The 18,741-nt window shown below is 69.9% G+C and carries 17 protein-coding genes; 11 read left to right on the forward strand and 6 right to left on the reverse strand.

The features are described 5' to 3' along the window. The first annotated feature begins 23 nt into the window (after window positions 1-23). Together F4560_RS28470 and F4560_RS28475 are read left to right on the forward strand one after the other, a co-directional pair. Window positions 24-5,144, forward strand: coding sequence for a trypsin-like peptidase domain-containing protein (locus F4560_RS28470; RefSeq protein ID WP_184925037.1), 5,121 nt, complete (start codon window positions 24-26; stop codon window positions 5,142-5,144). Continuing rightward, on the forward strand, window positions 5,141-6,121 hold the full coding sequence (locus F4560_RS28475; RefSeq protein ID WP_184925040.1) for a Gfo/Idh/MocA family protein: 981 nt from the start codon (window positions 5,141-5,143) through the stop codon (window positions 6,119-6,121). Before F4560_RS28470 ends, F4560_RS28475 begins: the two co-directional genes overlap by 4 nt. A gap of 17 nt (window positions 6,122-6,138) precedes the next feature. On the opposite strand, the gene F4560_RS28480 is transcribed toward F4560_RS28475, so the two are convergent. Then, window positions 6,139-6,339, reverse strand: a complete 201-nt coding sequence (locus tag F4560_RS28480) for a hypothetical protein (RefSeq protein WP_184925043.1) — start codon at window positions 6,337-6,339, stop codon at window positions 6,139-6,141. Between the two features lie 97 nt (window positions 6,340-6,436). On the opposite strand from F4560_RS28480, the gene F4560_RS28485 reads away from it, so the two are divergent. The 9 genes from F4560_RS28485 (at window position 6,437) to F4560_RS28525 (ending at window position 14,610) form a co-directional block, all read left to right on the forward strand. Beyond that, complete coding sequence (locus F4560_RS28485) at window positions 6,437-7,273, forward strand: helix-turn-helix domain-containing protein (RefSeq protein ID WP_184925046.1); 837 nt, start codon at window positions 6,437-6,439, stop codon at window positions 7,271-7,273. A gap of 17 nt (window positions 7,274-7,290) precedes the next feature. Next, on the forward strand, window positions 7,291-7,458 hold the full coding sequence (locus F4560_RS28490) for a DUF397 domain-containing protein (RefSeq protein ID WP_184925049.1): 168 nt from the start codon (window positions 7,291-7,293) through the stop codon (window positions 7,456-7,458). Further along, window positions 7,455-7,910: a hypothetical protein gene (locus F4560_RS28495; protein WP_184925052.1), complete on the forward strand. Its 456-nt coding sequence runs from the start codon at window positions 7,455-7,457 to the stop codon at window positions 7,908-7,910. The genes F4560_RS28490 and F4560_RS28495 overlap by 4 nt, the downstream gene beginning before the upstream one ends. Before the next feature lie 33 nt (window positions 7,911-7,943). Next, on the forward strand, window positions 7,944-8,591 hold the full coding sequence (locus F4560_RS28500; protein ID WP_312869527.1) for a DUF1707 SHOCT-like domain-containing protein: 648 nt from the start codon (window positions 7,944-7,946) through the stop codon (window positions 8,589-8,591). A 73-nt stretch (window positions 8,592-8,664) separates the two neighbouring features. Next, the gene (locus tag F4560_RS28505) at window positions 8,665-9,048 is read left to right on the forward strand and encodes a hypothetical protein (protein WP_184925055.1); all 384 of its coding nucleotides are present in this window, start codon (window positions 8,665-8,667) and stop codon (window positions 9,046-9,048) included. After that, window positions 9,048-11,228, forward strand: coding sequence for a bifunctional polysaccharide deacetylase/glycosyltransferase family 2 protein (locus tag F4560_RS28510; protein ID WP_184925058.1), 2,181 nt, complete (start codon window positions 9,048-9,050; stop codon window positions 11,226-11,228). Before F4560_RS28505 ends, F4560_RS28510 begins: the two co-directional genes overlap by 1 nt. A 103-nt stretch (window positions 11,229-11,331) precedes the next feature. Then, the gene (gene deoC, locus F4560_RS28515) at window positions 11,332-12,297 is read left to right on the forward strand and encodes a deoxyribose-phosphate aldolase (protein ID WP_184925061.1); all 966 of its coding nucleotides are present in this window, start codon (window positions 11,332-11,334) and stop codon (window positions 12,295-12,297) included. Then, window positions 12,294-13,727, forward strand: a complete 1,434-nt coding sequence (locus tag F4560_RS28520) for an aldehyde dehydrogenase family protein (protein WP_184929449.1) — start codon at window positions 12,294-12,296, stop codon at window positions 13,725-13,727. Before deoC ends, F4560_RS28520 begins: the two co-directional genes overlap by 4 nt. Continuing rightward, the gene (locus F4560_RS28525) at window positions 13,720-14,610 is read left to right on the forward strand and encodes an aldehyde dehydrogenase family protein (protein WP_184925064.1); all 891 of its coding nucleotides are present in this window, start codon (window positions 13,720-13,722) and stop codon (window positions 14,608-14,610) included. Before F4560_RS28520 ends, F4560_RS28525 begins: the two co-directional genes overlap by 8 nt. 33 nt (window positions 14,611-14,643) lie before the next feature. Here the strand turns inward: F4560_RS28525 and F4560_RS28530 are convergent, their stop codons facing one another. From F4560_RS28530 to F4560_RS28550, 5 genes are all read right to left on the reverse strand, one after another. Then, window positions 14,644-15,213, reverse strand: coding sequence for a hypothetical protein (locus tag F4560_RS28530; RefSeq protein WP_184925067.1), 570 nt, complete (start codon window positions 15,211-15,213; stop codon window positions 14,644-14,646). Between the two features lie 70 nt (window positions 15,214-15,283). After that, entirely contained in the window at window positions 15,284-16,627 is a 1,344-nt protein-coding gene (locus F4560_RS28535) for a hypothetical protein (protein WP_184925070.1), read from the reverse strand. Continuing rightward, on the reverse strand, window positions 16,624-17,418 hold the full coding sequence (locus F4560_RS28540) for an ABC transporter ATP-binding protein (protein WP_184925072.1): 795 nt from the start codon (window positions 17,416-17,418) through the stop codon (window positions 16,624-16,626). The genes F4560_RS28535 and F4560_RS28540 overlap by 4 nt, the downstream gene beginning before the upstream one ends. Window positions 17,419-17,432: 14 nt before the next feature. Further along, the gene (locus F4560_RS28545; RefSeq protein ID WP_184925074.1) at window positions 17,433-18,203 is read right to left on the reverse strand and encodes a zf-HC2 domain-containing protein; all 771 of its coding nucleotides are present in this window, start codon (window positions 18,201-18,203) and stop codon (window positions 17,433-17,435) included. Then, window positions 18,200-18,721, reverse strand: coding sequence for an RNA polymerase sigma factor (locus tag F4560_RS28550; protein ID WP_184925076.1), 522 nt, complete (start codon window positions 18,719-18,721; stop codon window positions 18,200-18,202). Before F4560_RS28550 ends, F4560_RS28545 begins: the two co-directional genes overlap by 4 nt. Between the last annotated feature and the right edge of the window lie 20 nt (window positions 18,722-18,741).

The following is an 18,741-nucleotide window of genomic DNA, read 5'->3' on the forward strand; positions in this document are numbered from 1 at the left end:
ACAGTATGTGGTACGTGTAGGCGATGCCCGACGGCTCGTTACCCACCTCCGTCGTCCGCCTCCTCGACGCCCGCGGTGGGACGGTCGGTGCAGGAGTCGTGCTGGGCGGCCACGTCGTCACGTGCGCCCATGTGGTCAACCTGGCCCTGGGACTGGACGAACGGTCGCCCGAGCAGCCGTCCGGGACGATCGAGGTCGACTTCCCCGCGTTGGACGGCGTAACGGCGACAGCGCACGTGCACTCGTGGGCTCCCCCGCCGCCGGAGGAAGGCCAAGCCGGTGACGACGTGGCCGTCCTGGAGTTGCACCTACCCGACGACGTGACACCAGCGCGGTTGATCTCGACTCCGCTCCGCAACGGCAGTCCGGTCGACGTGCTCGGCTACCCGGCGGGCCGACCGGACGGCGCGTGGGTGCGGGCGGTGGTGCGCGGCCAGGTCGGCGGACGGCTGTTGCAGCTGGACAGCGACTCGGCGTTGACCGTGCAGCGCGGGTACAGCGGCAGCCCGGTGTGGGATCCGGCGACCGGCCGGGTGGTGGGCATCATCGCCACGGCCGCGACACAGGACAGCTACGCCATCACGGCCGAACGGTTGGGCCAGGCGATCCCGGAAGGGCCGGACAACCTCACCGTGCTGCACCTGGCCGGGACGAGGTTCGGCTCGGGTCGGGAGGTGTGGTCGCCCGGCAGCTTCGGCGAGCTGCGGCCCGACCTGATCGTGTTCACCGGTGACCTGACCGAGCACGGCATGCCCGACGAGTTCGTGGACGGTTTCGGGTTCCTGGCCGAGGTGGCGGAGGCGGTGCGACTGCCGCGCGAACGGGTGGTAGTCGTGCCGGGGACGCGGGACGTGAACCGGCGCGCGTGTGGGGCGTACTTCGCGCAGGAAGAGGCCTGGGGGCGCGTGCCGACTTGGCCGTACTGGCCGAAGTGGGGTCCGTTCGCGGCGGCGTTCCAGGAGTTCTACGGCGGCCGGTTCAGCTTCACGCCGGACGAGCCGTGGACGCTGTTCGACTACCCGGACCTGGAACTCGTGGTCGCCGGGATGAACACCACGATGCCGGTGACGCATGAGAGCGACGGCTTCGGGTTGGGCGAACCGCAGGTCGAGCGGTTCGAGGAGCTGCTCCGCCATCCCACGCGCCCCGACTGGGGTCGGCTGTGCGCCGTTCAGGGACCGGTCGAACCGAGTTCGCCCGTGGACCTGCGGTTGGCCAGTCCACGGCACGAGAGCGCCAGTTGGTCACTCGCCACCGTGCCGGCTCGGGATCGTCGTCTCGCGATGGCCTCGACCGTGGAGCTGCGCGGGGTTTCGGACACCTTCTTCGAGAGGGTGCTGGAGGCCACCAAGGTCGCGCACCCGACCGCGACCGTCACGCCGCGACCCGAGGACCACTACCTCCGGGTGTCGAAGCAACGCCCAGGTGGCGGCTTCGAGCAGTGGCCGGTCGGGGTGTCCGCCGAACTCGAAGACGCAGAGCTGAACCGGTTCGTGGAGCAGGTGCACAAGTCGTTCGCGGCGGCGGACCCATCGGTGCCGTCCGAGCTGGTCTACAGCGGACCGCCGGCCCCATCGGAACTCGTGCTGGCGGCGCGGCGGAAGGGCGTGCGGCTGCGCAGCTTCGTGGAGTACGGCGGCTTGCTGGACCTGCGCCCGTTGGCGGACCGGCAGGCACGACGGCTCGCGGCCGACCAGGTGTACCCGGCTGACCTGTACGTGCCGCAGCGGTTCGGCATCGCGGGGTCGCCGGACGGTGGCGACGACCTGCTCGACCGGACGCTCACGTGGCTGCGTGAGGAGGTCGCGCGGTTCGTGGTGGTGCTGGGCGACTTCGGGCGCGGCAAGTCGTTTCTGTTGCGGCAGTTGACGCGCGCGTTGCCCGACGAGCACCCCGGCCTGATGCCGGTGCTGGTGGAGCTGCGCAGCCTGGAGAAGGCGCCGACGTTGGACGAGCTGCTGGCACAGCACCTGGTCCGCGAGGGCGTCGAGGACGTCGGCGTGACCAGGCTCCAGTACATGATCAGCAGCGGTCGGTTGGCGTTGTTGTTCGACGGGTTCGATGAACTGGAACTGCGGGTCGGGTACGACAACGCGGCCGACTACCTGACCACGTTGATGAAGGCCGTCACCGATCGGGCGAAGGTCGTGCTGACCAGTCGGACCCAGCACTTCAGGTCCACCAACCAGGTTCTGAACGCGTTGGGGCAGAAGGTGTCGGCGTTGGCCGCCAGCCGGGTGGTGGTGCTGGAGGACTTCACCGACGACCAGATCCGCAGCTTCCTCACCAAGCACTACGGCGGTGATCGGGAACGGGCGGCGGCTCGGTTCGCGTTGTTGGGTGCGATCCACGACTTGCTCGGGTTGTCACGGAACCCCCGGATGCTGTCGTTCATCGCCGACCTGGACGACGAGCGGCTGCGTGAGGTGCAGGAGGAGCACGGACGGATCAGCGCGGCCGAGCTGTACCGGGAGCTGGTCGACTTCTGGCTGGTGCAGGAGGTGAACCGGCAGCGGCACCGGTTGGGGATTCCGTCGTTCGACGGGGCCGAGCGGCTGGCGGCGTGCACTGCGTTGGCGCTGCGGCTGTGGGAGACGACGGCGACGACGATTCAGACGTCTGATCTCGCGGACACCGTCGTGCGGACGTTGGCCAGGTTGACCGAGCGGGGTTACTCGATCGATCAGGCGGCGCACGCGGTCGGGTCAGGGTCGTTGCTGGTGCGGACGGAGACGGGCGGGTTCACGTTCGTCCACCAGTCGGTGATGGAGTGGCTGGTCGCCAAGGTCGCGGCGGACGAGCTGCCCAAGACGGAGATCGTCAACCGGAAGATGTCCCGGCTCATGGTCGACTTCCTGTGCGACTTGGCAGGTCACAAGGTGGCGCTGAGCTGGGCACGGAACGTCCTGGCGCATCCTGACGCGGCGGAGGCAGCCAAGCAGAACGCGGCCGAGGTCGCGCGGAGGCTGGAGGCACGGGTCCATCTGATGTTGGCCGGGGCGGACCTTCGGGCGTTCGACTTCAGCGAGTTGGACCTGCGCGGCGCGAACCTCAGCGGGGCCGATCTGTCCGGGCAGCAACTGTTCGACAAGGACTTCACCGGGACCGACCTCAGCGGCGCGAACCTGTCCGACGTGCGGATGATCGGTGGGGACCTCACCGGGGCATTGCTGACCGGAAGCCGGTGGGACCGGGCAGCCCTGCTGGGTGTGGCCGGTCCCATGCCTGCCGAGGCAGCAGTGAGCGGGCGGGACGCGGTGACGCCGATGCTCGCGCCGCTGGGCCAGGACGTGGAGGCGATGGCGTTCTCGCCGGACGGCGAATTCGTGGCGATGGCCCGCGAGCGCGTCGTGGAGCTGCGACACGTGGCGACCGACCGGCCCGTACGCGTCTGGCGCAGGCGTGCGCACCCGATCACGGACATCGCCTACGCGCAGGACGGCCGGCGGATCGCCACCCTGGAGGAAGACGGCGCGGTGTTCGTATGGGACGCGCACACCGGTGATCTGGTCACGGGTCTGCCACATCGCATGGTCGGGCGGATCTGGTTCGTCCAGCCCGGCAACCGGCTGGTGGGCAGGGACGCCGACGGGTTGGTCCAGTTCTGGGACAGCGAATCGGGTGCCGTCACCGGGGCGATGCAGGGCCTCTACGACGACCTCGTCGTGTCGTCCGACGGGAGCACGGTGGCAACCAGGCGACACGACAAGGTGGAGGTGTGGTCGGGCGAAACCGTGGTGAATTCATGGAAGATGGCCAGTGGTTTCCGGCTGGCGCTATCGCCCTCCGGTTCAACCGCCGCTGCCTGCGGTGGGGGTTTGCTCGCAGTCGTAGGTCCGGGCTCCGAGCTGTGGTCCAGCGGTGTCCAGATGACCTCGGTCGAGGCACTGCACTTCGTGGGCGAGAACCAGCTCGCCCTCGCAGACAGCTCACGCCTCGAAGTCGTAGTCAGGACATCCAAGCCCCGCCTGGGGTTGGTGCAGGTCGCACACCTCGACGTGACCGTGCACCGGATCGCGTCGTCGCCCGACGGCACCTTCGCGGTGGTTTCGAGGGACCGGTCCGCGGCGCTCCACAAGTCGACCGGCATAGTGGTGCAGCGGTGGTGGCCCGGCACGGAGCTCGCAGTCGGCTCGGCGTCGTACTCCTCTGACGGCAGGTCGTTGCTCACCACGTGTGATGACGGCGTGCTCCGCATCTGGGACCTCATGACGGGCGTGGTGCGCAGCGAGTTCACCGGCATCGCCGGGCTCAGGCGGACCGCCGCGTTCTCGCCGGCGGGCCCGACGTTCGCATTCACCACCGAGACCGGGTTCACGACCATCGGACCCGACGGCACGACCACCTACAAGTCGGACACGGTCCACTGGTTGGCCATCTCTCCGGACGGCACGCAACTCCTCACGTCATCCGCGGACAGAACCTTGACACTTCGGGACAGGATGACCGGAGCGCGCCTCGCCGTGTACGACACCGAGCACCCGAAGACCAACGCGATCGCGCTCTCACCGGAAAGCGGCACGTTCGCCGTCGCCGGCCACGACGGCACCACCGCTGTGCACAGGAGTACGGACAAGGTGCTCCTGCTGAAGGAAGACCGGCCGGTGTTGAGCGTGGCGTTCTCCCCTGACGGCAGCCGCATCGCCACCGGGGCGATCGATGGCACCGCGCGCGTCTGGGATCTCGCCGGCGAGCAGTTGTCGGCGAGGCTGGAGGGGCACGAACAGCCCGTCCACGACGTGGCGTTCTCCCCCGACGGCCGCCGGGTCGTCACTGCGTCGAGCGACGGAACGGCGCGAGTTTGGAGTACGAGCGGTGAGCACCTGTTGACGTTGGTCGGTCACATGACCACGTTGGGCAGCGTGACGTATTCGCCCGATGGGACGCGGATCGCGACGACGTCCAGCGACGGCACGGCGCGGATCTGGGACGCCGACTCCGGGGCTGAGCTGGCGATCTTGGTGCACAGCGAGGAGTCGGCGGTGTTGCTGCCCGACGGGTCGTACACGGGTGATCCCGGCAACCGGGTGTGGTGGGCCGTGAAGCAGGTGAGGTTCGAGGTGGGTGAGTTGGACCCCTACTACCCGGAGATCCGGCGGCTTGGGCGTGACGACGTGCTTCCCGGGGTAGTCAGCGGGGCATGACGGACCACGTGCGGATCGGGGTTCTTGGGGCGGCGCGGATCGTGCCGGCCGCGTTGGTGCGGCCTGGGCGGTCGGCTACGGCGGTCGAGGTTTCGGCGGTGGCGGCTCGGGAGGTCGGGCGGGCGCGGAAGTTTGCGGATCGGTTTGGGATCGCACGGGTGCATGGGTCGTACGAGGAGTTGTTGGACGATCCGAACGTGGATGCTGTCTACATTCCGCTGCCCAATGGGTTGCATGGGAAGTGGACGTTGGCGGCGTTGGCGGCGGGGAAGCATGTGTTGTGCGAGAAGCCGTTCGCGGCCAACGCGGATGAGGCTGCGGAGGTCGCTGCGGCTGCGCGGAAGAGCGGGCTGGTGGTGATGGAGGCGTTCCACTACCGGTACCACCCGTTGGCGTTGCGACTGCCTGAAGTGGTCGCTGAGTTGGGCGAACTGCGGCACGTGGAGGCGCGGTTGTGCTTTCCGCTGCCTCGGTTCAAGGACATCCGGTACTCGCTGGAATTGGCCGGCGGGGCGTTGATGGACGCCGGCTGTTACGCGGTGAACCTGGTGCGGATGCTGGGTGGTGAGCCGGAGGTCCGGTCGGCGCGGGCGTTGGTGAAGGAGCCTGGCGTCGACCGCGCGATGCGGGCGGAGCTGAAGTTCACCGAAGGCCACACCGGGACCGTGGTGACGTCGATGTGGTCGCGTTCGCTGCTGCGGTTGTCGGCGAAAGTGTTGGGGGCGAATGGATCCATGCGCGTGTTCAACCCCTTCGCACCGCAGTTCGGACATCGGCTCACGGTCAAGCTGGACGGACACCGCCGGGTCGAGACGTTCGAACGGCGGCCGTCGTACGAGTACCAGTTGGACGCGTTCGCGGACGCGGTCCTGCACGGCAAGCAGTTTCCGACGACGGCGGACGACGCGGTGGCCACGATGCGGGTCGTGGACGACATCTACCGGGCCGCCGGGCTGCCGATACGTCAACCCACCTGATCAGACCCGGCTGATCATCAGGTCAGCAGCTCCAACAGCAACTGCGCCTCGGTCAGATCGACCAACGTGTGGAAGTGGTCGGCCAAGCCGTCGAAGTCCGGCCGTGGCTCCGACTCCTCCGGGAACGGGCCGGTCACGGCTTCGCTGTCCGGCGGGAGGATGGTCACGGTCATCTTCCAGGTGGCGGCGGAACCCCTGATCTTCCACGTCTTTTCCATGCGCTGAACGATCACGCCTTGCGTCGGTGTCCTGCAACGCTCCTTTTCGGGTGACACGGCTTTCGTGCCCGCGTGGCAAGGCGGGACAGTCGCACCCATGACACGCAAGGGGGCATCCGTCCGGCAACGGCGGGTATCGACGGAATTGCGCGCGCTGCGGCTGGCCAGGCGTCTGAGCTGTGCCGATGTGGCAAAGGCGATCGGCTGCTCGGAGAGCAAGATCAGCCGGATGGAGACCGGGCACCGTGGACTGCGGGCCGACGAAGTCGCGGCCATCCTCGGCTACCTCCGCGCCCCGGCCGCTTTGCGGCAAGAACTGGTCGACCTGGTCCGAGCCGGAGAACACCGAAACTGGCACGCCATCCACGGCAAGTTGCCCTCCAATTGGAAGGACCTCATCGGCTTCGAAGCCGAGGCCACCGCCCTCTACAACTACGAACCGGTCCTGATCCCCGGCCTCGCCCAGACCCCCGACTACGCACGAGCCATCATCAGAGGCGGCAATGGCTCTCTGTCCGACGCCGAACTGGACGCGCTGGTCGCCACTCGGATGGGCCGACAGGTGATCCTCAGCCGAGCGGTGGTGCACCTGTTGATGGACGAGGCGGTGCTCCAGCGCCGGCTGGGCGATCCGGAGATGATGCGCTCCCAGCTCCAGCACCTCGTGACCATCGGCGGCCGAGCGAACGTCGTCGTCCAGGTCGTGCCGTTCGACTGCACCGCGCACCCCGGGTTGGAAGGCCCCTTTCTGCGGATGGAATTCGCCGATCAGCCCAGCCTGGTCTACGTCGAGAGCCGCCACACCAGCACTTTTCTGGAGGAAGGGCGGTATATCGACTCCGCTAGGCTTGCCTGGCAGAGGCTGTGTGCCTTGGCGTTGTCACCTGAGGAATCGCTCGGGCTGATCGCCGGGCTCATCGGCAAGTTGACGTGATGCGAGGAGCGCACTCGATGGACCTCACCAACGCGAACTGGCGCAAGAGCAGCCGCAGCAGCAGCCAGGCGAACTGCGTCGAGATCGCCCACGTCGCCGACCGTGTGGCCGTGCGCGACTCGAAGAACCCCGACGGCCCGGTCCTCCTCGTCGGCAAGGTCGATTGGTCTGCGTTCACTCGGTGAGCCGACGTGTCCTAGCGGCCGTACTCGCAGCCGTGATGCTGGTGGGGTGCCAGGAAGAGGCACCCCAGCCGGCGGCGAAGTCGGGCACGGGTGAGTTGCGCACCGACCTGGAACCGCTGGTCAAGCGCTTCCCCACCCTCGCCACCGCCACCGGAGCACGGTGGATGTCCGGCACGTTCGGGCGCGCCGACATCCCCGGACCGTCCACCTACTGGATCGACGCGGTGGTGGTCCTGGAAGCGTCGGAGGTCGAGCGGCTGGTGTCCGCTCACGCGCCCACCGCCACTGGCGAGCAGCCCGACGTCGTCGAAGAGCTGAACGAGCAGTTGCCGCACGGGCCGTTCCTGACCGGGGACGCGCTCGACGCCGCGTTGCAGCACGAAGACTGGCGTGTGGACTCCTACCTCGCCCGGGAATCCGGCGAACTCGTACTCGTCGCGATGGGAACCTGACCAAACGTCGGGCACCCTCCTAGACTCACCTGTGTGAGCGACGAGCTGGTGCCGGACCCCCGTCAGATGCGTGCCTCGGACGCCGACCGAGAAAAGGTCGCCCAAGTGCTCCAGCAGGCCCACGGCGAAGGCCGGCTGGACCTCCACGAGCTGGACGAACGCCTGGCCTCGCTGTACGCGGCCAAGACGTACGGCGAACTCGTGCCGCTGACCGCCGACCTCGGCGTGCCGACACCCGCCGTGCTGCCGATGCCGGTCCAGCACAACATGCCCGCGTCACGCATCGGCGGAACGCCCGGCTCCACGGCCTCGTTCGCCTTCTGGTCGGGAGTGGAGCGCAAGGGCGAGTGGGTCGTGCCGCCGACGCACACGGCGGTGGCGATCATGGGCGGCGTCCAGCTCGACCTGACGAAGGCCCGGTTCGCGCAGGGTGAGACGACGATCCACGCCTACGCGTTGATGGGCGGCGTGGAGATCATCGTGCCCGAGGACATCACCGTGCGGGTCGACGGCGTCGGCTTCATGGGCGCGTTCGAGGACGCGACGCACAAGGGCGCGCCGACCATCCCGGGTGGACCGATCGTGCGCATCACGGGTTTCGCGATGATGGGCGCGGTCGAGGTGAAGCGGCCGAAGCGGAAGAAGATCAAGGGCCAGAAGCGGGACGAACTGGAGGGGTAGTCGCCCGGCACGGGAGGGCGTTACCCTGCCTCGTCCCCGCCGCCCTTGTGAAGCCGAACGGCCCAGTAGCACCATGACCAGTCCTGTTTTCGTCGACCCGTCCGGCCGCCGCCGGTGGGTCCTGCGCATCGTCATCGGCACGGCCGTGACGTGCGTTCTCGCCTACCTGACGCTGCTCGCCGTCGCCTTGGCGGGCGGGCCGGTCAACCGGTCGGCCCTGCTCCCGGTGCCGGACGAAGAGGCGCCCGTCGTCGTCACGACCGCTGTGGTCACCACGACGACCACCCAGGTTCCCGTAGTCATCACGACGACCCGCGCGACCACTGCCACTAGCACCACCACCGACGACACAACCACGACGACCACCACGGAAACGGCCACCACGAAGCCGTCGGCCCAGGGTCGTCGCTCCGAAGCGCCGGGCGCGTCGAACCGGCCGACTCCCGGCAAGGGCTGATGCGCGCTCACCTTCCGTCACCGCGCACGCACTGGCTGTTGCTGGCGTTGTCATTGGTGGCCCTGCTGGGTTTCCTGCTCCTCGACGTGCTGGTGGTGCAGAAGGTCGGCCAGGGTGAGGCGCCGTCGGCCGGACCGGCGGACCTCGTGCCCGAGTCGGTCCGCGCCGGGGGACCGTTGATCGGTTCCGATGGCAACGGCCTGACGTCCCGCGCGGTGCCGGATGGGGCCGTGGTGCTCACGTTCGACGACGGTCCGGATCCTGTCTGGACGCCGCAGGTGCTGGAAGTGTTGCGGCGCAACGGGGTCAAGGCGACGTTCTTCGTCACCGGTGTTGCCGCCGCGCAGTACCCGGACTTGGTCGAGCAGATGGCCGACGAAGGTCACGAGGTCGGGCTGCACACGTTCACGCACGTCGACCTGGGCAAGATCGGCGAGGCGCGGACGGCGATGGAGTTGGGGCAGACGCAGCTCGTGGTGGCGGCGGCGACCGGTCGTGCGAGCACGCTCGTCCGGCCGCCGTATTCGTCCAGTCCGGAGGCGTTGGACAACGAGGACCTGGCGTCCGTCGAGCGCATGGTGGCGTCGGGTCACTTGGTGCTGCTGTCCACCCATGACACTGAGGATTGGCGCAACCCGGGCGTGGACGCGATCGTCGCCGCGGCCGTGCCCGCCGACAAGCGCGGTGCGGTGGTGCTGGCGCACGACGGCGGTGGTGACCGGTCGCAGACGGTGGCGGCGCTGGAGACGTTGATCCCGAAGCTGCGTGAGCAGGGGCGTCAGTTCCGCACGGCGAGCGACGCGCTGGGTGTGCCGATCGCGCGGTCGGCGAGCGTTGTCGAACAGACCAAGGGCACGGCGGTGTCACTGGCCGTCCGTGCCGCTGCCGCGACCACCGACCTGATGCTGTGGCTGGTCGTCGTGTCGAGTGTGTTGGCGATGCTGCGCGCTGTGCTGTTGTTGACCACTACGGGGATTCACGCGCGTCGGGCGCGGAAGGTCGGCAAGCACGTGCGGCGGCTGCGCCGTCAGCCGGTCACCGTGCTGGTTCCCGCGTACAACGAGGAAGCGGGGATCGAGGCGACGCTGCGCACGATCCTGGCGAGCACCGCCGAGGTGCGGGTGATCGTGGTGGACGACGGGTCGACAGACCGGACGAGCGAGGTGGTCCGGTCGCTGGACCTGCCCGGCGTGACGCTGATCCGGCAGGCGAACGCGGGCAAGGCGGCGGCGCTGAACACCGGTCTCAAGCACTGCCGCACCGAGTTGGTGGTGATGGTGGACGGTGACACGGTGTTGGAGCCGGACACCGTGGCGGAGCTGGTGGAGCCGTTCGCCGATCCGGACGTCGGCGCGGTGTCGGGGAACGCGAAGGTCGGCAACCGGGACGGGCTGCTGGGGCGGTGGCAGCACATCGAGTACGTCATCGGCTTCAACCTCGACCGGCGGATGTATGACGTGATGGAGTGCATGCCGACCGTGCCGGGGGCGGTCGGCGGGTTCCGGTTGAGCGCGTTGCAGCAGGTCGGGGGCGTACCGGAGGACACCCTGGCCGAGGACACCGACCTGACGATGGCGTTGGAGCGGGCGGGCTGGGCGGTGACGTACCGCGAGACGGCGCGGGCGTGGACGGAGGCGCCGGCGACGTTGGGGCAGCTGTGGCGTCAGCGTTATCGGTGGTGCTACGGAACGCTTCAGGCGATGTGGAAGCACCGTGGGGCGGTGTTCGAGCGCGGGTTGGGCGGGCGGCTCGGTCGGCGCGGCCTGCCGTACCTGGCGCTGTACCAGGTGGTGCTGCCGGTGTTGGCGCCGGTGATCGACGTGTTCGCGGTGCTGAGCTTGTTCACCGACCCGTTGCGGGGTGCGGCGGCGTGGCTCGGGTTCCTGGTGTTGCAGCTGGTGCCGGCGGTGATCGCGTTCAGGTTGGACCGGGAAAGCCTCCGGCCGTTGTGGGCGGTGGCGCTGCAACCGGTGGTGTACCGGCAGCTCATGTACCTCGTGGTGATCCAGTCGTTGATCACGGCGATCGCCGGGGCGCGGCTGCCTTGGCAGAAGCTGAAGCGGACCGGCACGGCGGCTCAGCACGCGCCTGAACTGGCCACGGAAGCCGAGGTCACCGCGCCGCTCGGGAGCGTGCGGGCGGTGGAGGACGAGGTCACGAAACCCCTTCGCGTCGGCTGACGACCTGGCCATTCAGGGTGGCCCGCCGCCATCCGTAGCACTGCTGACCAGGCCGAAGTCACTCACTTAGGACGGCCGTCCCATTCCGCCTAGACTCGGCGGCATGGCTGCTCCATCGACATCGCCGTCGCTGCCCCCGGCGCTCGCGGACGCCGTCCGCGACGACGCGTCGCTGCGCCGGTTCCTGCACGGACTGCCCGGTGTGGACCAGGTCGGCGTCGAACAGCGCGCGGCAGGTCTGGGCACCCGCAGCATCAAGAAGGCCGGCAAGATGTGGGCCATCGACACCGCCATCAGCATGGTCGACCTGACCACGCTCGAAGGCGCCGACACCCACGGCAAGGTCCGGTCGCTCGCCGCCAAGGCCCGCCGACCCGACCCGGAACGCCCGGACGTGCCGCAGGTCGCCGCCCTCTGCGTCTACCCCGACATGGTCGAGACCGCCGTCAAGGAACTGAACGGCACGGGCATCAACATCGCGAGCGTCGCCACCGCGTTCCCGTCCGGCCGGTCGAGTCTGAAGGTGAAGCTGGAGGACACGGCCTACGCCGTCGACGCGGGCGCCACCGAGATCGACATGGTGATCGACCGCGGCGCGTTCCTGTCCGGCCGCTTCGGCCAGGTGTTCGACGAGATCGTGCAGGTCAAGCACGCCTGCCGGGACGCGCACCTCAAGGTCATCCTGGAGACCGGCGAACTCGCCACCTACGACAACGTGCGCCGCGCCTCCTGGCTCGGCCTGCTCGCCGGCGGCGACTTCATCAAGACCTCCACCGGCAAGGTGTCCCCCGCCGCGACACTCCCCGTCACGCACGTGATGCTGCAAGCCGTCCGCGACTGGCACACCCAGACGGGCGAACGCAGAGGCGTGAAGCCGGCCGGTGGCATCCGCACGACCAAGGACGCGATCAAGTACCTGGTCGCGGTGCACGAGGTCGCGGGGCCGGAGTGGCTGACCGCAGACCTGTTCCGCTTCGGCGCCTCCACGCTGCTCAACGACCTGCTGATGCAGCGGCGCACCCAGTTGGAGGGCCACTACAGCGGCCCCGATTACGTGACGGTGGACTGACCATGTGGGAATACGCGCCCGCGCCAGAATCGCGGGACATCGCGAACCTCAAGCCGAACTACCGGATGTTCGTCGACGGCGAGTTCGTCGAGGGCGCCGGTGAGCCGCTGAAGACCGTCAACCCCGGCACGGAAGAGGTGCTGGCCGAGGTCAGCACGGCCGCGCCGGCAGACGTGGACAAGGCCGTGAAGGCGGCCCGCCGCGCCTACGACCGGGTGTGGGGCAAGATGCCCGGCTCCGAGCGCGCCAAGTACATCTTCCGGATCGCCCGGCTGATCCAGGAGCGCGGACGTGAACTCGCCGTCCTCGAAAGCCTGGACAACGGCAAGCCGATCAAGGAATCGCGGGACGTGGACGTGCCCACGGCCGCCGCGCACTTCTTCTACCACGCGGGTTGGGCGGACAAGCTCGGTTACGCGGGCTACGGCCCGGACCCGAAGCCGCTGGGTGTCGCCGGTCAGGTGATCCCGTGGAACTTCCCGCTGCTGATGGCGGCGTGGAAGATCGCGCCCGCGCTGGCGTGCGGCAACACGGTGGTGCTCAAGCCCGCCGAGACGACGCCGCTGACCGCGCTGGTGCTGGCGGAGATCATCCAGCAGGCCGATCTGCCACCCGGTGTGGTGAACATCCTCCCCGGAGCGGGTGACGTCGGCGCCGCGGTCACCTCGCACCCGGACATCGACAAGGTCGCGTTCACCGGGTCCACCGAGGTCGGCAAGCTGATCCAGCGGCAGCTCGCGGGCACCGGTCGCAAGCTGACCCTGGAACTGGGCGGCAAGGCGGCGAACATCGTGTTCGACGACGCGCCGCTGGACCAGGCGGTCGAGGGCATCGTCAACGGCATCTTCTTCAACCAGGGTCACGTGTGCTGCGCCGGTTCACGTCTGCTGGTGCAGGAGTCGGTGGCCGAGGAACTGCTGGAGAAGCTGCGCGTGCGCATCTCCACGCTGCGCGTCGGCGACCCGTTGGACAAGAACACGGACGTCGGCGCGATCAACTCGCGCGAGCAGCTCACCAAGATCCAGCAGCTGGTCGAGACCGGTGACGCCGAGGGCGCCGAGCGCTGGACGTCCGCGTGCCCGTTGCCGGACAAGGGTTTCTACTTCGCGCCGACGGTGTTCTCCAACGTGTCGCAGGCGATGCGGATCGCCCGTGAGGAGATCTTCGGGCCGGTGCTGTCGGTGCTCACGTTCCGCACGCCGGACGAGGCGGTGGCCAAGGCGAACAACACGCCGTACGGGCTGTCCGCCGGCATCTGGACCGAGAAGGGGTCGCGCATCCTGTGGGCGGCGCAGAAGATGCGCGCCGGCGTGGTGTGGGCCAACACGTTCAACCGCTTCGACCCGACCGCCCCGTTCGGCGGCTACCAGGAGTCGGGCTTCGGCCGCGAGGGCGGTCGCACCGGGCTGGAGGCGTACCTCGATGTCTGATCGGATTTCGCTCGGCAAGACCGAGAACCGGATCGCGGTCGCGAAGACGTACAAGCTGTACATCGGGGGCGCGTTCCCGCGGTCCGAGTCCGGCCGGTCGTACCCGGTGGTCGACGCGAAGGGCGCGTTCCTGGCCAACGCGGCGCAGGGGTCGCGCAAGGACGCGCGGGACGCGGTCACGGCGGCGCGCAAGGCGTTCCCGGGCTGGTCCGGCGCGACGGCGTACAACCGCGGTCAGGTGCTGTACCGGGTGGCCGAGGTGCTGGAGGGTCGCCGGGAGCAGTTCGTCGCCGACGTGGCCGCGTGCGAGGGCGTCGCGGTGAAGAAGGCGCAGTCGTTGGTGGACACGGCGATCGACCGGTGGGTCTGGTACGCGGGGTGGACCGACAAGGTGGCCACCGTGCTGGGCGGGACGAACCCGGTGGCGGGGCCGTACTTCTCGTTCTCGATGCCGGAGCCGACGGGTGTGGTGGCCGTGCTGGCGCCGCAGCAGTCGTCGCTGCTGGGGCTGATCAGCGTGGTGGCGCCGGTGATCGCGACCGGGAACACGGCGGTGGTCGTCAGCTCGCAGGACCGGCCGTTGCCCGCGGTGACGTTGTCGGAGGTGCTGGCCACGTCCGACCTGCCGGGTGGTGTGGTGAACGTGCTGACCGGGCGTACGGCGGAGATCGCGCCTTGGCTGGCTTCGCACGCGGACGTGAACGCGTTGGACTTGACCGGTGCGCCGGAGTCGACGCGGGCCGACCTGGAGCGGTCGGCGGCCGGGACGGTGAAGCGGGTGCTGCGGTCGCGGCCTTCGGAGGACTTCACCCGTGAGCCGGACTTGGCGCGGCTGCGGTCGTTCCTGGAGATCAAGACGGTCTGGCACCCGATGGGCGTGTAGCCGTCGGCTAGCGGCGGCAGTTAACGGCGGCAGTTAACGGCGGCAGCCGAACAAGCTGTAGCCGAGCAGGCCGGTGCAGCCCAGCACGATCGCGGTGATGGTGGCCGAGGTGGTGTCGACGGGTTGCACCGGCCAGCTCAGCAGGCGGCTGAGCCAGTGGTCGTCGCCGGGTGGGACCACGAGCGTCACGCCGGTCCAGCCGATCGGCAACGCCCACGCGGCCTGTGAGCCGAGGAGCAGCGCGCCCAGTGCGGCCAGGCCGCCGAGACCGACGACGTTCCGGAGCACGAACGCGTCCGGTGCGATCGGGTCGGTTATCACGTCGACGGCGAGCAGCAGTGCGGCGATGAACGTGCAGCCGAACAGCAGGTGTGCGGCCCGGCGCGGTGGCCAGCCGAACGCGGCCGTGCGGTCGAGCGCCCGGTCGTGCCCGGCGAGGCCGGTGGCCAGGGCCGCGACTCCGACGGCCGCGGCGAAGGCGGCGAACCGCGGGCCGCCGTAGGCCGGGGCGAGGGCGGCGAACCCGGCCACCACCACCAGCACGACGGCCGCCGCCACCGGAACCTGCCGGGAACGCGCGTAGAGCAGCAACCACCGGGTCACGCCGCACTCCGTTCTGAGCGTTGAATTCGGGTGTTCCGAACGTAGGACTCACGCGTTCTGAACGTAGGACTCACGCGGTTAGGGTGGTCAGGGCGTCGCCGCTGCACGCTGCTTGGACCTCGCGCGCGGCTTGGACGCGGGCCGTTTGTTCGGCCTCGGGCAGGGCCCGCAGGGCCGTCCAGGCCTGGCTGGCCAGCGCGTCGATCTCCCCTCCCAACCAGGCCCGGTACCGCGGCAGCGGCTCCAGGCGACCGGTCAGCCACGCCGCCATCACGGTGCGCGCGGCCACCTCACGTGCCACGGACTCCGGGATGTAGTCGCCGTAGCACGTCCGCACGCCCGCGCCGGCGAGCATGTACGTCGTCACCTGCTCGGACGTCGGCGGCGTCTTGCGGAAGTACGTGAACTCGTCCAAGTCCACCCACACGGCGTCCGTGGGCTCCGGTCCGCGCCCTTCCAGCTGCACCACGTCCGTCTTCGTCACCACCACTTCCCGCACCGACGTCGGCGGCGAAGGCAGCTTCGCCAGCAACCGCAACGCCTCCCGCGCCGGCCCGGCCAACGCCGCCCGTTCCCGCTCGTGCGCCCGGGTCAGGCACAGCTGTTCCGCGCACACCAGCTCCGCGGCCACCGGATCAGCCGCCCTGGCCTCCTCCGGCGTGGCCGGCATCAGCGGCACCACGACGGCGCCCGCCACCAGCAACGGCAGCACCGCCCACCGCCGCCGTCGCCGCAACGCCGCCAGCAGGAACCCGGCCAGCGCCACCCCCGTGAACCACACCGCCTCCGACGCGCTCACCGAACCCGCCACCGTCGCGTAGACCGTCGTCGGCAACGGCACCGAAGGCAGCAGCACGGTCAAGGGGAAACCGTCCTCCGTCCGCCCCAACCCCAGCGTCATCAGGGCCACCCCGGCGGCCGCCACCACGGGCGGCACCAACGGCGACGGCACGAGCCGGCCGAGCCCCACGCCCAACCAGGCCGCAGCGACCAACGACAACGCACCCACCAGGAGGACCGGCAGCCAGCCCCAGTGGAAGTAGTCCGTCGCCGACGACACCTGCACCGCGCCGACCGCGAACACCACCGCGTACCCCGCGACCACCCCGAACGCCAACGCGCCGAGCGTCCACCCCACCCGTTGCGCGCGTGGTCGTGGCGTGGACGCGAACAGCTCGTCCACCCCGGACCGCCGGTCCCGCAACCCCTGCAACGCGCCCGCGCCGAGCGTCAGCGGCCACGAGAACAGCAGCATGAACCGGATCCACTCGGCCATCGTCGTCCACTGCCGCGTCCACGCCGTGCTGACCTTCGTCGACGGCCCCCAGCTCAGCATGCCCACCGTGAGCAGCACGATCAGCACGCCGACCACCAGCGCGGTGGTCCGCTTCAGCTCGATCCCGAGAATCCTCACCAGCCACCAGCCTCACCGAGCAGGGCCGAGTACCCGCGTTCCAGCGGGCTGTCGCCGACGTCGTCCGGCCCACCGGCGGCGGCCAGGTCGTCCGGCGTGCCCTGGAACACGAGCCGTCCGGCGTTGACCAGCACCACGTCCGTGCAGGCCGCCGCGACGTCCTCGACCAGGTGCGTCGACACGACCACGCACGAGTCGGAACCCAACTCCTGCAACAACTCCCGGAACCGGACCCGTTGACCGGGGTCGAGCCCGGCGGTCGGCTCGTCCAGCAGCAGCACCTCGGGGTCGTTCACGATGGCCTGCGCGATACCGGCCCGCCGCACCATGCCGCCGGACAGCGTCTTCATCCGGTCGTCCGCGCGGTCGGCCAGCCCGACCCGTTCGACGGCACGCTGCACCGCGCCGGGGATGTCCCGCTTGGGCACCTCCTTGAGCCACGCCATGTACTCGACGAACTCCCGCACGGTGAACCGCTTGTAGTAGCCGAAGTCCTGCGGCAGGTACCCGAGCGCCCGGCGCAGTCCGCGCAGGTCGACCTGTCCGGACACCGGCGAGCCGAGCACCTCCAACGTCCCGGACACGGGCCGCAGCACCGTCGCCAACGACCGGATCAGCGTGGTCTTGCCCGCGCCGTTCGGGCCGAGCAGCCCGTGCACACCCCGGCCCAGCCGCAGGTCGAGCCCGTCCACCGCCATCGTCCGGCCCGCACGCACGCGCAGGCCCTCCGCCTTGACCTGCCAGGCGTACTTCGTCGGCGCGACTTCCGCCGCGTTCACCGCACGTGCCACGTCCCCTACCTCCGTCACAGTCGCGCGTAGGCCGCGGACCTGAAGAACACGGCGGCGGCGCCCCCGACGAGCACCGCCGCCCACGCGGGCGACGCACCGGGCGCGAGCACGCCGGGCACACCGCCGAGCACCACTGCCGGACCGATCACCAGCACCGCCCACGTGGCGGCGGTGGCGACGGCGGCCCGGCGAATCCCGATCACGCCGCCGAGCGCGAGCGTCACGGACGTGACGCCCAGGCACGGCAGCAGCCAGTACGCGGGTGACGCGCCGGTCAGCCAGCCACCCACCAGCAACGCGGGCAGCACCGCCACCAGCACCGCGACCGTCCGGCGCAGCACGAGTCGCAGACCGGCCCGCGCGGTCGACACGACCAGCTCGTAGGCCGGGTCCATGGCCCGCGACCAGGCCGCGGCCACGCCCAGCACCGGCACGATCGGCGCGACCAGCAACACGGCGGACGACACCGACCTCGACTCGAGCAGCCCGTCCACCGACAGGGCCGCCAACACCACGAACGCGGTCATGGCCAGCCACGGCAGGAACGCCGGCGTCGCCCACCGCGCGAACCGACCACGTCCGCGCACCGGTGTTCCGGTCGGCTCCAACCCCGCCCACACGGCTGCCGTCAACGCCGTGACCTGCGGTGGAGCCACGTCGGCCAGTCGCAGCCGGCACAGCTCGCAGGTCTCCAGGTGCGCTTCGACCGCCCACAGCCGGTCAGCGGGCAGCTCGTCGCCCGACGCGTAACGGGCGATCAACTCGGCGGACGCGTGCTCGCTCATGACAGTGCCTCCCGCATCGCGATCCGAGCCCGCCGGGCGCGGGTCTTGACGGTGCCCTCCGGCAGTCCGAGCAGCACCGCGGTCTCCCGCACGCTCAACCCGTCCAGCACCATCGCCTGGAGCACCTGCCGCAGCTCCGGCGCCAAGTCGCGCAGCGCGCCGCCGACGTCGTCGCTCAACGCCCCCGCCAGCACCTCGTCCTCGGCGGCGGGCGCGGTCTCGGCCACCGGCACCGGCCGGGCCTGGTGCGCGCGGCGGCGGAACGCGTCGACCAGCCGGCGGGCCGCGATCGTCCACAGCCAGCCGACCGCCGTGCCGTCGACCGCCGCGCCCGCGAACGACCCCGCCGCCCGCCACACCGCCAGGTACGTCTCCTGCATGACCTCGGCGACGATCTGCTCGTCGGCGCAGCGGCGGCGCAACCGCACCGCAAGCCACGGCGACGTGCGCCGGTAGAGCTCTTCGAACGCAGCACGGTCGCCACGGGCCACCGCGCGGACCAACTGCTCCTCGTTCACATCCGGCAAGACGGCCGCCC

The organism is Saccharothrix ecbatanensis (assembly GCF_014205015.1).
GTDB lineage: Bacteria > Actinomycetota > Actinomycetes > Mycobacteriales > Pseudonocardiaceae > Actinosynnema > Actinosynnema ecbatanense.

Bases quoted from the DNA above. Each gene is read 5' to 3' on its own strand.
- F4560_RS28470 (WP_184925037.1), top strand. From the start codon at position 24: ATGCCCGACGGCTCGTTACCCACCTCCGTCGTCCGCCTCCTCGACGCC.
- F4560_RS28475 (WP_184925040.1), top strand. From the start codon at position 5,141: ATGACGGACCACGTGCGGATCGGGGTTCTTGGGGCGGCGCGGATCGTG.
- F4560_RS28480 (WP_184925043.1), bottom strand. From the start codon at position 6,339: ATGGAAAAGACGTGGAAGATCAGGGGTTCCGCCGCCACCTGGAAGATG.
- F4560_RS28485 (WP_184925046.1), top strand. From the start codon at position 6,437: ATGACACGCAAGGGGGCATCCGTCCGGCAACGGCGGGTATCGACGGAA.
- F4560_RS28490 (WP_184925049.1), top strand. From the start codon at position 7,291: ATGGACCTCACCAACGCGAACTGGCGCAAGAGCAGCCGCAGCAGCAGC.
- F4560_RS28505 (WP_184925055.1), top strand. From the start codon at position 8,665: ATGACCAGTCCTGTTTTCGTCGACCCGTCCGGCCGCCGCCGGTGGGTC.
- F4560_RS28510 (WP_184925058.1), top strand. From the start codon at position 9,048: ATGCGCGCTCACCTTCCGTCACCGCGCACGCACTGGCTGTTGCTGGCG.
- deoC (WP_184925061.1), top strand. From the start codon at position 11,332: ATGGCTGCTCCATCGACATCGCCGTCGCTGCCCCCGGCGCTCGCGGAC.
- F4560_RS28525 (WP_184925064.1), top strand. From the start codon at position 13,720: ATGTCTGATCGGATTTCGCTCGGCAAGACCGAGAACCGGATCGCGGTC.
- F4560_RS28545 (WP_184925074.1), bottom strand. From the start codon at position 18,203: ATGAGCGAGCACGCGTCCGCCGAGTTGATCGCCCGTTACGCGTCGGGC.